The organism is Polaromonas sp. (assembly GCF_043778355.1).
Classification (GTDB): Bacteria; Pseudomonadota; Gammaproteobacteria; order Burkholderiales; family Burkholderiaceae_C; genus Polaromonas.
On record NZ_JAYWHI010000005.1, the window covers coordinates 23,998 to 37,068 of the forward strand.

12 protein-coding genes are annotated in these 13,071 nt (G+C 61.8%); 6 read left to right on the forward strand and 6 right to left on the reverse strand.

The genetic code is table 11. The annotated features are described in order from the left end of the window. Positions 1–7: 7 nt before the first annotated feature. The 6 genes from ACH2CW_RS00460 to ACH2CW_RS00485 form a co-directional block, all read right to left on the reverse strand. Entirely contained in the window at positions 8–829 is an 822-nt protein-coding gene (locus ACH2CW_RS00460; protein ID WP_395054725.1) for an ABC transporter ATP-binding protein, read from the reverse strand. Positions 830–955: 126 nt separating this feature from the next. Beyond that, the gene (locus ACH2CW_RS00465) at positions 956–2,272 is read right to left on the reverse strand and encodes an ABC transporter substrate-binding protein (protein ID WP_395054727.1); all 1,317 of its coding nucleotides are present in this window, start codon (positions 2,270–2,272) and stop codon (positions 956–958) included. Between the two features lie 73 nt (positions 2,273–2,345). After that, a complete protein-coding gene (locus ACH2CW_RS00470; protein WP_395054729.1) occupies positions 2,346–3,422 on the reverse strand; it encodes a branched-chain amino acid ABC transporter permease in 1,077 nt (358 codons plus the stop codon). A 26-nt stretch (positions 3,423–3,448) separates the two neighbouring features. Further along, complete coding sequence (locus tag ACH2CW_RS00475; protein WP_395054731.1) at positions 3,449–4,378, reverse strand: branched-chain amino acid ABC transporter permease; 930 nt, start codon at positions 4,376–4,378, stop codon at positions 3,449–3,451. Positions 4,379–4,523: 145 nt separating this feature from the next. After that, a complete protein-coding gene (locus ACH2CW_RS00480; RefSeq protein ID WP_395054733.1) occupies positions 4,524–5,303 on the reverse strand; it encodes an ABC transporter ATP-binding protein in 780 nt (259 codons plus the stop codon). After that, a complete protein-coding gene (locus ACH2CW_RS00485; RefSeq protein ID WP_395054735.1) occupies positions 5,300–7,246 on the reverse strand; it encodes an AMP-dependent synthetase/ligase in 1,947 nt (648 codons plus the stop codon). The genes ACH2CW_RS00480 and ACH2CW_RS00485 overlap by 4 nt, the downstream gene beginning before the upstream one ends. A gap of 164 nt (positions 7,247–7,410) precedes the next feature. On the opposite strand from ACH2CW_RS00485, the gene ACH2CW_RS00490 reads away from it, so the two are divergent. From ACH2CW_RS00490 to ACH2CW_RS00515, 6 genes are all read left to right on the forward strand, one after another. Continuing rightward, complete coding sequence (locus ACH2CW_RS00490; RefSeq protein WP_395054737.1) at positions 7,411–8,166, forward strand: Crp/Fnr family transcriptional regulator; 756 nt, start codon at positions 7,411–7,413, stop codon at positions 8,164–8,166. A 16-nt stretch (positions 8,167–8,182) separates the two neighbouring features. Then, a complete protein-coding gene (locus ACH2CW_RS00495; protein ID WP_395054739.1) occupies positions 8,183–9,022 on the forward strand; it encodes a pseudouridine synthase in 840 nt (279 codons plus the stop codon). A 184-nt stretch (positions 9,023–9,206) separates the two neighbouring features. Then, positions 9,207–10,448, forward strand: coding sequence for an esterase/lipase family protein (locus ACH2CW_RS00500; RefSeq protein WP_395054741.1), 1,242 nt, complete (start codon positions 9,207–9,209; stop codon positions 10,446–10,448). Between the two features lie 83 nt (positions 10,449–10,531). Further along, positions 10,532–10,912 carry a hypothetical protein gene (locus ACH2CW_RS00505; RefSeq protein WP_395054743.1) on the forward strand — a complete coding sequence of 127 codons (381 nt, stop codon included), beginning with the start codon at positions 10,532–10,534 and terminating at the stop codon, positions 10,910–10,912. Next, entirely contained in the window at positions 10,912–11,613 is a 702-nt protein-coding gene (locus ACH2CW_RS00510) for a response regulator (protein WP_395054745.1), read from the forward strand. The genes ACH2CW_RS00505 and ACH2CW_RS00510 overlap by 1 nt, the downstream gene beginning before the upstream one ends. Further along, positions 11,610–12,968 (forward strand): ATP-binding protein, encoded by a 1,359-nt coding sequence (locus tag ACH2CW_RS00515; RefSeq protein ID WP_395054747.1) that lies wholly within the window; start codon positions 11,610–11,612, stop codon positions 12,966–12,968. Before ACH2CW_RS00510 ends, ACH2CW_RS00515 begins: the two co-directional genes overlap by 4 nt. The last annotated feature ends 103 nt before the right edge of the window (positions 12,969–13,071 follow it).

The following is a 13,071-nucleotide window of genomic DNA, read 5'->3' on the forward strand; positions in this document are numbered from 1 at the left end:
GGTCCCCTCAGGCCAGCCAGCGTTTGCGGCGTTTGTAACTTTTCACATCCTTGAAGCTCTTGCGCTCGCCACCGCCCACGCCGAGGTAAAACTCCTTGACGTCCTCGTTGTTGGCCAGGTCGTTGGCTGCACCGTCCATCACCACCCGACCGCTTTCCATGATGTAGCCGTAGTCGGCGTATTTCAGGGCCATGTTGGTGTTCTGCTCGGCCAGCAAAAAGGTGACTTTTTCCTTCTGGTTGAGGTCTTTCACGATGTTGAACACCTCTTCGACGATCTGCGGGGCCAGACCCATTGAGGGTTCGTCCAGCAGCACCATGGTGGGGCTGGCCATCAGCGCCCGGCCAATCGCGCACATCTGCTGCTCGCCGCCCGAGGTATAGGCAGCCTGCGAGGTACGGCGTGTTTTCAGGCGCGGGAAGTAGGCATAAACTTTTTCAAGATTCCTGGCAACCTCCGCTTTCGACTTGAGCGTGTAGCCGCCCGTCAGCAGATTTTCTTCAATCGTCAGGTGCGCAAAGCAGTGGCGGCCTTCCATCACCTGAACCACACCGCGCTGCACCAGGTCAGACGGCGACAGGTTTTCGATGCGTTCCCCGCGCAGTTCAATGGAGCCTTTGGTTACCGCACCACGCTCGCCCTGGAGCAGGTTGGACACGGCCCGCAGCGTGGTGGTCTTGCCCGCGCCGTTGCCACCCAGGATGGCAACGATCCGGCCTTGGGGGACTTGAAGCGATACGCCCTTGAGCACCAGGATCACGTGGTTGTAGATAACCTCGATTCCGTTGACGTTCAGGACAATATCGTTGGTGATGTCAGGTTTTTCCATGCGGTGTTTCTGCTTGATAGGAACCAAACGGCAGCGCTGCAACAGGGGCTGGTAGCGCTGGCGTTTGGCGGCTCGGGGGAGCCGCTTGCCTTCCGCCAGGCGGGCGGAAGGGTGGTTCTCAAAATGTCAGGACTGGCAGTCGGCCGAAGAGCGTCGGGCGAGTTTTTTCTCGGCGGCATATTTTTCAGCCGAGGCTTTCACCAGCGGCCGAATAACCTGCTCGTCGGCCTGCAGCCAGTCAGAGGTCCACACAAACTTGCTGCCGTCCCACTGGTGCACCCGCGTCCAGGCCGAGCCCATGTGGTCCACACAGTTGGTCGACACCGGGCGCATCACACCCTTGAAACCAAGCGCGTCCAGTTTGGCCTGGGTCAGGTTCAGGTTTTCGTAACCCCAGCGCGCCTGTTCGCCGGTCACGACCTTGCCTTTGCCAAAGCGCTCCTGTGCGGCACGCACACCCTCCGTCGCCAGCAGTGCTCCGAGCACGCCGCGCATGTACAGCACGCTGCCGACTTCTTCTTTCGGACCTGTCCCCTGTCCCTTGGCATGAACCTTTTCAAGAATTTCCTTGACAACCGCCGCCTGTGGCTCTGCGCCATGCTGCATCATCACGGCGCTGTAGCCCTTGGCGCCCTGGCCAATGTCTTTCAGATCTGGCTCTGCGCCCGACCACCACGTGCCAAACATTTTTTCACGGGGATAACCAACGGCCTGGGCTTCCTTGATGGCGGTGGGTGTCATCACGCCCCAGGTTTGCAAAATCACGTAGTCAGGCTGGTCCCTTCGGACTTGCAGCCAGGTGGCCTTCTGTTCCACGCCTGGCGCGGCGATTGGCAGCAGTTGCAGCGTGAAGCCATACTGCGCTGCGCGCTCCTGCAGAATTGGCAAGAGCTCTTTGCCGAACGGACTGTCGTGGTAGCCCACGCCGATTTTTTTGCCTTTGAGCTTGTCCATGCCGCCGGCTTGCTTGCCGATGTGCTGGAGAACCGTGTCACCCGCGACCCAGTAGTGCCCGATCAGCGGAAAATTCCACTTGAAAATGCCGCCGTCCGCAGAGTCGCTGCGTCCATAGCCGGAGGTGATCATGGGGATCTTGTCGGCAGGAACTTTCTCGGTCAGGGCAAAGGTGATGCCGGTGGACAGGGGCTGGAACACCGTGGCGCCGCCATGTTTGCCCTTGAGCCGCTCGTAACATTCCACGCCGCGATCAGTCGCGTAAGCGGTTTCGCATTCTTCCACCAGGGTTTTCACGCCGTTGATGCCGCCGCGCGCGTTGACCAGCTTCATGTAGTCGTTGTGTCCGTTGGCCCAGGGCGTGGCATTGGGTGCCACCGGGCCTGTGCGCCCTGACAGGACCGGGAAAAACTGTTCTTTGGCCTGGGCAAATGCCCCCGTACCCACGGTGGCCAGCAGGCCGGCCAAAATGAGATTGCGAACTTTCATGTCTGTCTCCTTGAATTTGGCATCGGTAATGCCATTGGTTAACGAACGAAAAACCACCCGGTGACTCCGGTGTTCAGTGCGGGAAAGGCCATAAGCGCATTTTCTGTTTGCCCACGCTCCACAGCTTGGCCAGACCGTGAGGCTCAACAATCAAAAACCAGATGATCAGCGCGCCGAAAATCATGATTTCCGCGTGCGCGACAGCGGCTGTGGAAATATCGATACCGACCAGAAGGCCAACAGCTGGCAAAAACTGGTTCAGAAAAATCGGCAGAATAACAATAAAAGCGGCGCCGAAAAAGCTGCCCATGATGGATCCCATGCCGCCGATGATGACCATGAACAAAAGTTGAAACGACCGGTCGATCGAAAAAGCTGCGGGCTCCCATGAACCCAGATGCACAAAGCCCCAGAGCCCCCCCGCAACGCCAACAATGAAGGAGCTGACCGCAAAGGCGCTCAGCTTGGCGTACATGGGGCGAATGCCGATCACCGCAGCGGCGATGTCCATATCGCGAATTGCCATCCATTCACGCCCCACGGCGCCGCGCACCAGGTTTTTGGCCATCAGACCGAAGACGATCAGGAAGCCGAGGCAGAAAAGGTACTTGCTGACGGGCGAGGCAATGGACCAGCCCATCAGGCTGAGGTCAGACACCGCGACCGAACCGGAAGAGCTGTTGTTGGTGAACCAGCTGACCCGCAGAAAAGCCCAGTCGCAGAAAAACTGCGCGGCCAGCGTGGTAACCGCCAGATACAGCCCTTTGACCCGGAGGCTGGGAATACCGAAAAACAAACCCACGAGTGTTGCAAATACCCCCCCCAGCAACAAGGCGGCGATCAGGGGCATACCCTCGATTCGCACATAACAGTTGTAGGCGGCGTAAGCGCCTACCGCCATGAACGCCCCCGAGCCCAGGGAGATCTGGCCACAGTACCCGACCAGAATGTTGACGCCCAGGGCGGCCAGCGACAGGATGACAAAAGGAATGAAAATCGCGCGCAGCAGGTATTCGTCAGCCAGCAAAGGAATCGCCAGCAGGGCGATGGCCAGCAGGATCAACATGCCCAGCCGATCCTGCGTGATCGGAAAGATCTGGCTGTCGGCCCGGTAGCTGGTTTTGAACTGGCCGTTTTCTCTGTAGAACATGGTATTTTTCTTGACGAGTAAATGAGTCAGACGCGGTCAATGATTTTTTCGCCAAACAATCCCTGCGGACGAAACATCAAGAACACCAACGCCAAGACGTAGGCAAACCAGATTTCTATACCGCCTCCTACATAGGGACCGAGAAACACCTCGGACAGTTTTTCCCCCACCCCGATGATGAGCCCGCCGATGATGGCGCCCGGCACGGAGGTCAGACCCCCAAGAATCACGACCGGCAGGGCGCGTAATGCGACGGTGGTCAGCGAAAACTGAACGCCCAGTTTGCTGCCCCAGATCATGCCCGCCACCAGTGCCACCACGCCGGCCACGCACCAGACAATCACCCAGATGCGGTTCAGCGGAATGCCAATACTTTGTGCTGCCTGGTGGTCGTCGGCCACCGCGCGCAGGGCCCGGCCGGTGGACGTCTTCTGAAAAAACACGCTGAGCATGGCCACCAGCACGGCGGCGATCAGCGCCGCATAGAGGTCTTCCTTGTTGATCAGCAGGCCGCCCGGAAACACCGACGTGAAGGCAAACACCGGCTCTTTGGGCATGCCAATGTCGATCTTGTAGATGGCACTGCCAAACAGCGTCTGCCCGAGGCCGTCCAGAAAATACCCGATGCCCAGTGTGGCCATCAGCAAGGTGGTGCCTTCCTGGTTGACCAGATGGCGCAGCACGAAGCGTTCAACCAGCCAGGCGACGGCAAACATGACCACGGCCGCAATCGCAAACGCGATCAGGTTGGCTGCAATTTTGTTTTCAACACCGGTCCACTGGGGAATCCATTCAGCAAAACGTGCCATGGCCAGCGCCGCAAACAGCACCATCGCGCCCTGTGCGAAATTGAAGACGCCGGATGCCTTGAAGATCAACACAAAGCCCAGCGCCACCAGCGAATACAGCATGCCAGCCATCAGGCCGCCAAGAAGTGTTTCCAAGAAAAAAGCCATCAGCGTATTCCCCTCGACGCTGTTGCAGACTCGCTTCGCGTAGCCGCCTCTCCGCTTGCAGGGGACGCGGCATGCGGCCCGACAAAGCCGGTTCCGTCGCGGCCACTGGTAAAGAAAGTGTGAGTGTGTTGCTTGTCGTACATGGTCATTCACTCGTTCCGAGATAGGCTTTGATCACTTCGGGGTTGTTACGCACTTCGTCGGGCGTGCCATCGCCAATTTTTTTGCCGTAGTCCAGCACCACGACGCGGTCGGAAATGTCCATCACCACACCCATGTCGTGTTCGATCAACACGACCGTGGTGCCGAATTCGTCGTTGACATCGAGTACAAAGCGGCACATGTCCTGCTTTTCCTCCACGTTCATGCCGGCCATCGGTTCGTCGAGCAGCAGCACCTGCGGCTCCATGGCCAGGGCGCGGCCCAGGTCCACCCGTTTTTGCAGGCCGTAGGGCAGTTGGCCCACCGGGGTCTTGCGGTAAGCCTGGATTTCGAGAAAGTCGATGATTTTTTCCACCGCTTCGCGGTGCTGGAATTCTTCCCGTTCGGCAGGACCCAGGCGCAGCGCCTGCAGCAGCAGGTTGCTTTTGATCTTGAGGTTGCGCCCGGCCATGATGTTGTCGAGCACACTCATGCCCTTGAACAGCGCCAGGTTCTGAAAGGTGCGCGCGACCCCCATGACGGCCACCTGGTGGCTGTTCATGTGTTTGAAGGTCTGGCCGCGAAAGGTGATGGAGCCCTGCTGCGGCGTGTAGACGCCGTTGATGCAGTTGAGCATAGAGCTTTTGCCGGCGCCGTTGGGGCCGATGATGGCGCGGATCTCATGCTCTTTCACATTGAAGGAAATGTCGGCCAGGGCTTTCACGCCGCCGAAACTCAGGCTGATGTTGTTCACGTCGAGGATGACGTCGCCGATCTTTTTCATGCCGCTTCCTTCACCGGTGCAAAGGTCTGCGCGTCGGAAATCTTCAGCGTCGCGCTGACGCTGCCGCTGCGACCGTCCTCGAACTTGACCACCGTCTCAATGAACTGCTCGGTGCGCTCGCTGTAAAGGGCATCCACCAACGGCTGGTATTTGTCGGCGATAAAGCCGCGACGCACCTTGTTGGTCCGCGTCAGTTCGCCGTCATCGGCGTCGAGTTCCTTGTGCAGCACCAGGAAGCGGCTGATCTGCGAGCCTGCCAGCAGCGCATCGGCGCTCAGGTCGGCATTGACTTTCTCGACGCACTCCTTGATGAGCTGGTAGACCTCGGGCTTTTGCGCCAGATCGGTGTAGCCGGCATACGGCAGGTTGCGCCGCTCGGCCCAGTTGCCGACCGCGTCGAAGTCGATGTTGAGCATCACGCAGACTTTTTCCCGGCCATCGCCATAAGCGACGACTTCCTTGATGTGCGGGAAGAACTTGAGTTTGTTTTCAACGTATTTGGGCGCGAACATGGCGCCGTCATTGGCTCCGCCCTTGATGCGGCCCACGTCCTTGACCCGGTCGATGATCTTCAGGTGGCCGCTGGCGTCGAGAAAACCGGCGTCGCTGGTGTGGTACCAGCCGTCGGCGGTCAGTACTTCGGCGGTGGCCGCCGGATTTTTGTAATAACCCTTGAGCAGCCCGGCGGATTTGACGAGGATTTCACCGTTGGCGTCCACCTTGATCTCGACCCCCCGGATCGGCACGCCCACGGTGTCGGCGCGCGCCTGGTTATCGGGCTGCAGGCAGACAAACACGGCGGTTTCGGTCGAGCCGTAGAGCTGCTTGAGGTTGACGCCAATCGAGCGGTAAAAGGTGAACAGGTCCGGGCCGATGGCTTCGCCGGCGGTGTAGGCGACGCGCACGCGCGAGAAGCCGAGGTTGTTGCGCAGCGGGCCATACGCCATGATCTGTCCCAGCGCGTACAGCAGCTTGTCGCCGGCGCCCGCGGGCTGGCCGTCCATTAAGGCCGGTCCAACGCGTTTGGCCACGTCCATGAAGAAGTGGAACATCTTGCGCTTGAGAAGGCCCGCGTCTTCCATGCGGATCATCACGCTGGTGAGCAGGCCTTCGAAGACCCGCGGTGGCGCAAAGTAATAGGTGGGGCCGACCTCCTTGAGGTCGATGGTGACGGTGCTGGCGTTTTCGGGGCAGTTGACCACGTAGCCACAGGCCAGCCATTGCGCGTAGGAAAAGATGTTCTGACCGATCCAGGCGGGCGGCAGGTAGGCCAGCACCTCTTCGCTGCTGGTCAGCTTGTCGAACTCGGCGCCGGCCTGGGCTCGGTCGAGCAGGGTGTTGTGGGTGTGCACCACGCCCTTCGGGTTGCCGGTGGTCCCCGAGGTGAAAAACATGGCGGCCACATCATCGGGCCGGGCTTTTTCGATCTCTGCCTGGAAGAAGCCGGTCTGCGCTTGTGAAAAGGCTTGCCCGCTGCTGATCAATGCATCCAGCGCGACCAGCCCTGTTTCCTGGTAATTACGCAGGCCGCGTGGGTCGTCAAAAATGATGTGAGCGAGCTGCGGGCACTGCTCGCGGATCTCCAGCAGCTTGTCGACCTGCTCCTGATTCTCCACCATGGCAAAACGCACCTCGGCGTTGGTGATCGGGAACACACATTCAGCGCCGACTGCATCCTGGTACAGCGGCACGGCAATGGCGCCCAGTGACTGCGCCGCCAGCATGGTGGCGTAAAGACGCGGGCGGTTGGCGCCGATGACAACCATGTGTTCGCCGCGTTGCAGCCCGGCCTGGTGCAGGCCGCAGGCAATCTGCTCCACCAGCGTGGCCATGGCCGCCCAGCTGTGCGCTTGCCAGATGCCATATTCCTTCTCGCGCATGGCGGGCGCGCCGGGGCGCTCGGCTGCGTGCTTCAGGAGCAATCGGGGAAAGGTGGTCAACATTCGGTCAGGTGTCTCCAGCGTGATGCAGCTTCCATGCGGGGAGCCATTTCAGGGTATGGGGCATCCTAGGCCGGGGTTTGACGTTGAGTTGTCGTTTGGACGACAATTTAGGGGACACTCCTCCCCGGACTTTCCCGGATCCGGTTTTTCTTTCTGCATGGACCATGAACACCGAGCTTCCTCTTCACAAACGCGGCCGTGTACCTGATGTTGCAGAGCTGGCCGGCATCCCCTGGCTCGGTCTGCTGCTGCCGGCCGAGCGCGTGCGGGCGGTGGCAGAACTGGTTGTGGGTGACGCCTTGCCCGGTGACTACGTCTGCCGCGTCGGCAAGCCGGTGACCTACTGGTTTGGCGTGATCGAAGGCCTGCTCAAGATGAGCGCCGACAACGCGCAGGGCATGACCATGACCTTTACCGGCGTGCCGCCGGGCGGCTGGTTCGGCGAGGGCACGGTGCTCAAGCGCGAGCCCTACCGCTACAACATCCAGGCGCTGCGCAAAAGCGTGGTGGCGGGTTTGCCAATCGATACCTTTCACTGGCTGCTCGATCATTCCATCGGCTTCAACCGCTTCGTCATGAACCAGCTCAATGAACGCCTGGGCCAGTTCATCGCTGCGCGCGAGATCGACCGCATGAACAACCCCGATCTGCGGGTGGCGCGCAGCCTGGCGGCGCTGTTCAACCCGGTGCTGTATCCGGGCGTGGGTGAAATCCTGCGCATCACCCAGCAGGAAATGGCTTACCTGGTCGGGCTGTCGCGCCAGCGCGTCAACGAGGCCTTGGCCAACCTGCAGGCACAGGGCACCATACGTATTGAATACGGCGGCTTGCGCGTGCTCGATCTGGCGGCGCTGCGGTCCAGTGTTTTTGCAAGTAAAGTAGCTCCCCAGCCCATGACTGGTGGGCATAAGTTGCTATAAAATAAATAGTAAATCCATGTCAGACCAGTCCCCCAAACCAAGTCTCAAACCCACCGCCACCCGCATCCGCGCGGCCGACCCGGCGGTTCCGCCGTCCACCGGCAGCACCGTGCGCCTGAACAAACGCATGGCCGAACTCGGCCTGTGTTCTCGCCGCGAGGCCGACGACTGGATCGCGCGCGGCTGGGTCCGCGTCAACGGCGCGCCCGCCGTGATGGGCCAGCCAGTCGCGCTCAATGCGCGCATCGAGGTGGCGCGCGAGGCCGAGCAGCAGCAGCGCCAGCAGGTCACCATCCTGATCAACAAGCCGGTGGGTTACGTCAGCGGCCAGGCCGAAGACGGCCACGAACCGGCGGTGGTGCTGGTGCAGCCGCAAAACCGCTGGCGCGAATGCAACAGCCGCATGCGCTGGGGTCATGAACAATTGCGCGGCCTGGCGCCAGCTGGGCGGCTGGACATTGATTCCATCGGTCTGCTGGTGCTGACCCAGGACGGCCGCGTGGCGCGCCATCTGATTGGTGAGGACTCCGCGGTGGAAAAGGAATACCTCGTGCGCGTCAGTTACGGCCCCGAGGCGATGAATGTGCAGGCCGCATTTCCACCTGAAAAGCTGGCCCTGCTGTGCCACGGCCTGAGCCTGGACGGTGAGCCGCTGCGGCCGGCGCGTGTCGAGTGGCAAAACCCCGAGCAGTTGCGCTTTGTGCTCAAGGAAGGCAAAAAGCGCCAGATCCGCCGCATGTGCGAGCAGGTGGGGCTGTTTGTGACCGGTCTCAAACGGGTGCGTATCGGCATGGTCAACCTCGGCCACCTGCCGGTGGGCCAGTGGCGCTACCTGGCGCCGCACGAGCGTTTCTGAGATTTGCTCCTGTTTCAGGAGCTGCTTACGCCCGCCCGCTATGGGCTGAGGCTCGATTTTCTTCATAAAAATCTGAAAAAACAGTGGCTGGACGCTTCTGTAGCCTTGCCCCGACAATGTCCGTATGCCGACTCCTGCACCCCCACGTCCCCGCCTCCCTCCTCTGGCTGACCTGCGCACTCACTTGCACCTGTCTGATATTCAGGGCCTGGCGCAGTTGGCCACGCGCGGCACGCTGGGCGTCACCGGGCTGGTTGAAAAAGTGCAGGGCAATGTCTACAAGGCGGTGGCCGCTCCTTTTGGCGCAGCCGGTCAGAAGTTTGTGGACCGTGTCGCCGGCGCCTCAGGTGTCAGGCCCGCGGGCATCACCGGGCTGATTTACGGCAGCATCCGGGGTGTGACGCGGTTGGCTGGTGGCACGGTGGATGCGGTGTTGTCGCGTGTGGCGCCGCAGGCCTCGTCATCACAGCGCGAAGCCATGTTGTCGGTGCTCAATGGCGTGTTGGGCGACCAATTGCGAGACACCGCCAACCCGCTGACCATCACCATGAGCTTGCGCCACGGCGGCCAGCCCTTGCTGCTGGAACGGGCAGCGCTGGCGCAGCGTTTGCCGGGCGCGACCGGCAAAATTCTGGTGCTGGTTCATGGCCTGTGCATGAACGATCTGCGGTGGCGCGCTGACGACTCCGCCGCCGCGCACGCGCACGGCGAGCAACTGGCACGGGCCTTGGGCTACACACCGGTCTACCTGCACTACAACACGGGGCTGCACATCAGCAGTAACGGCGGGCAGTTCGCCGCGCTGCTGGAACAATTGCTGCAGGTCTGGCCGCAACCGGTGGAGGAGTTGAGCCTGCTGACCCACAGCATGGGCGGGCTGGTGGCGCGCGCGGCTTGCCACAGTGCAGCTGCCACCGGCCTGTCATGGCTGGCGCGGCTCAAAAACCTGGTATTTCTGGGCACACCGCACCATGGCGCGCCGCTGGAAAAACTCGGCAACTGGGTGGACACCGTACTCGGCAGCAACCCGGTCACACGGCCTTTCGCGGCGATTGGCCAGGTGCGCAGCGCGGGCATCACCGACCTGCGTTACGGCCATGTGTTGCCCGGTGAGACGCAGGATGCGGACCGGTTCGCTGCGGCGCCCGACTGGCGCTCGCCCTTGCCGCTGCCGGACGGGGTGGCCTGTTTTGCGGTAGCGGCCACGCTGGGCGCGGCTTCCCCAGAAGCAGGCGCCAGTGTGCTGCGGGATGAATGGCTGGGCGACGGCCTGGTGCCGCTGTCCAGCGCGCTGGGCCAGCATGTTGAACCGGCGCGCAGCCTGAGATTCGATCCCGGTCGGCAATGGGTCGCGCTCGACACCGGTCACATCGCCCTGATGCACAGCCCGCTGGTGTGCGCCCAGCTGTTGCGCTGGCTGGCCTGAGTGCCGGGTGTCGCGTCCACCCTAATCCGGGGCTAATTCAGTGCGGTGAAGATACCGTCTCCACTCCTACATTCCGCAAAGCCATGGACACTTTTTCTGAACATGTGGCCCGAGCCATTCTTTTTGCCGCCGCTGTAATCACCCTGTTTGTTCTGCAGGTGCTTCCGTCTGCAGATGGCGTGTTGCTGCTTCACCATCAGGTCCTGATGGCCCTGCTGGCTGTGGCGCTGCTGGGTGCGGCGCTGTTTCGGTCGATTCGCCCGGCCGTGGTGGCGGTCGGCCTGCTTTGCCAGGCGGGTTTTGTTGCCAGTGCGCTGGCCATGCCTGATTTCAGCGCCACGACCGTCCTGTATTTGAATCTGGCCGGTCTGGCTGCCTTGCTGCTTGTCGCCTGCTTGCTGCTGCTTTCGGCCAGGCAACAGGCGCGCTGGGATGGCCTGCCGGCACCGCAAAGGGGGGTGTGATGCGGGTCTTGCTGGTGGAAGACGACGACATGATAGGCCGCAGCCTGCAGCAGGCGCTGGAGACCAACGGCTGGTCAGTGGACTGGGTGCGCGACGGCCTGCTGGCGCAGAGCGCGCTGGCCGATGGCAACTATGCCTGCATGTTGCTGGACCTGGGATTGCCCAAGCGCGACGGTGTCGAGGTGTTGCGCCAGGCCCGTGCGCGCGGCGACGCGACGCCGGTGTTGATGCTCACCGCGCGCGATGGCGTGGACGACCGCATCGGCGGCCTCGACGTGGGCGCCGATGACTACCTGGTCAAACCCTATGAATTTCGCGAGCTGCTGGCGCGCATGCGCGCGGTGATCCGGCGCCGCGATGGCAGCGCCCATTCGGTGATAGGCAACGAGGTGATCAAACTGGATCTGACCACGCGCGAGGTGCTGGTCAACGGCGAACCCTCGGCGCTGTCCGCGCGCGAGTTCGCACTGCTGCATGCGCTGCTGGAGCGGCCGGGCGCCATCCTGTCGCGCGACCAGCTTGAAAACCGCATTTACGGCTGGGGCGAAGAAGTCATGAGCAATGCGGTGGACGTGCTGATCCACGGCATGCGCAAAAAGCTCGGCGCCGACGTGATCCGCAATGTGCGCGGCCTGGGCTGGCGCATCACCGCCACGGTGCCCGCAGGCGCATCGCCTATTTCAACGGAACCCACGCCATGATGATTCACGTCTTTCCTTCCGGGCCTTTGTGCTCCCTGCGCCGCGCGTTGCTGGTCTGGCTGTTGCCGGTTTTTGTGCTGGTGGGGGGCGCATCGGCAGGTATCGCCTACTGGAGCTACAACCAGATGGTCAGCACTTTCATGGACAACCAGATGGAGATGCTGGCGGAGTCCTTGTTGGTGCATGGGCCGGACATCATGGTGCCAGCGCTGACCGGCGACCAGGTCCATGAGTGGGGCGCTTATGTAGTGCAGGTGTTTGATACGAACGGCCAACTGTTAAAAAGCTCCTGGCCCGAACTGAAAACGACGCTGCAGACCGACGACGGCTTCCACGACCTCCGGACCGGGGACATGCGCTGGCATGTCTACACCACCGCAGTGAAAGATGTCGGGGCAGCGCGCCGCATACAGGTCCTGCAAAGCGGCGAGTTTCGCCAGCATCTGGCGGCCGGTCGCGCCTGGACGGCGATTGCGCCGGTGATCGTATTGCTGCCGCTGGCCACCTTGATTCTCTGGTGTGTGGTGGCCGTGGTGTCGCGGGCAGTAGGGGTCATCGCACGCCAGGCCTCGGCGCAGGACGAACACAGCATTGCCGAGCTGTCGCTGGACCGGGTGCCCAAGGAAATTGCGCCGCTGGTGATCTCGTTCAACAGTTTGCTGACGCGATTGCGCGATGCCTTTGCCACGCAGCGCCGTTTTGTGCAGGACGCCGCGCATGAGCTGCGGACACCCATCACGGCGGTGAGCCTGCAACTGGAGAACCTGCGCGGAGATTTCGCGCCCGGCGCAGCGGCGCAGCGGTTTGACCAGCTTGAAGCCGGCGTCCAGCGGGCCCAGCGACTGGTGGACCAGTTGCTGCGGCTGTCGCGTCAGGAAGCGGTGGGCGCCGAAGCAGCGCCGCGCCCGGTCAATGTGAACGATGTGCTGCGCGAGAGCATCAACGCGCTGATCGCTCTGGCGGACCAGCGGGGCATTGATCTGGGTCTGGAGACGTCGGGCGGACCCACAGACGCCGCCATGTTGACCTGCGCCAGTGGGGATTTGCGCAGTGTGGTGGACAACATGATTGAAAACGCTTTGCGTTACTCCCCCGAGGGCGCGGTAGTGGACGTGCGCGTGATGAGCCATCAGGGCAAACTCGCCATTGAGGTGGCCGACACCGGCGCAGGCATCCCCGAGGAACTGCTGGGCCGCGTTTTCGACCGCTTCTTCCGCGTGCCGGGGACAGACGTGCGTGGCAGCGGACTGGGGCTGGCGATTGCGCAGTCGGCAGCGCAGCGTTGCGGCATGCGCATCACGCTGCGCAACCGCACCGACCGCAGCGGGCTGATTGCGCGCGTCGAGACGCTGTGAGCGTCATGCTCATCGTCAGCTAAGACTTCACTCATGATCGGCTAATTTGAGCCACTTAAAGTTGATTCATCGATGAGCCGCAACACATAAACGACTCAGCGAG

Excerpts from the sequence above, each read along its gene's own strand:
- ACH2CW_RS00470 (WP_395054729.1), bottom strand. The coding sequence starts at position 3,422 with ATGTTCTACAGAGAAAACGGCCAGTTCAAAACCAGCTACCGGGCCGAC.
- ACH2CW_RS00490 (WP_395054737.1), top strand. The coding sequence starts at position 7,411 with ATGAACACCGAGCTTCCTCTTCACAAACGCGGCCGTGTACCTGATGTT.
- ACH2CW_RS00515 (WP_395054747.1), top strand. The coding sequence starts at position 11,610 with ATGATGATTCACGTCTTTCCTTCCGGGCCTTTGTGCTCCCTGCGCCGC.
- ACH2CW_RS00460 (WP_395054725.1), bottom strand. The coding sequence starts at position 829 with ATGGAAAAACCTGACATCACCAACGATATTGTCCTGAACGTCAACGGA.
- ACH2CW_RS00485 (WP_395054735.1), bottom strand. The coding sequence starts at position 7,246 with ATGTTGACCACCTTTCCCCGATTGCTCCTGAAGCACGCAGCCGAGCGC.
- ACH2CW_RS00465 (WP_395054727.1), bottom strand. The coding sequence starts at position 2,272 with ATGAAAGTTCGCAATCTCATTTTGGCCGGCCTGCTGGCCACCGTGGGT.
- ACH2CW_RS00475 (WP_395054731.1), bottom strand. The coding sequence starts at position 4,378 with ATGGCTTTTTTCTTGGAAACACTTCTTGGCGGCCTGATGGCTGGCATG.
- ACH2CW_RS00480 (WP_395054733.1), bottom strand. The coding sequence starts at position 5,303 with ATGAAAAAGATCGGCGACGTCATCCTCGACGTGAACAACATCAGCCTG.
- ACH2CW_RS00495 (WP_395054739.1), top strand. The coding sequence starts at position 8,183 with ATGTCAGACCAGTCCCCCAAACCAAGTCTCAAACCCACCGCCACCCGC.
- ACH2CW_RS00505 (WP_395054743.1), top strand. The coding sequence starts at position 10,532 with ATGGACACTTTTTCTGAACATGTGGCCCGAGCCATTCTTTTTGCCGCC.
- ACH2CW_RS00510 (WP_395054745.1), top strand. The coding sequence starts at position 10,912 with ATGCGGGTCTTGCTGGTGGAAGACGACGACATGATAGGCCGCAGCCTG.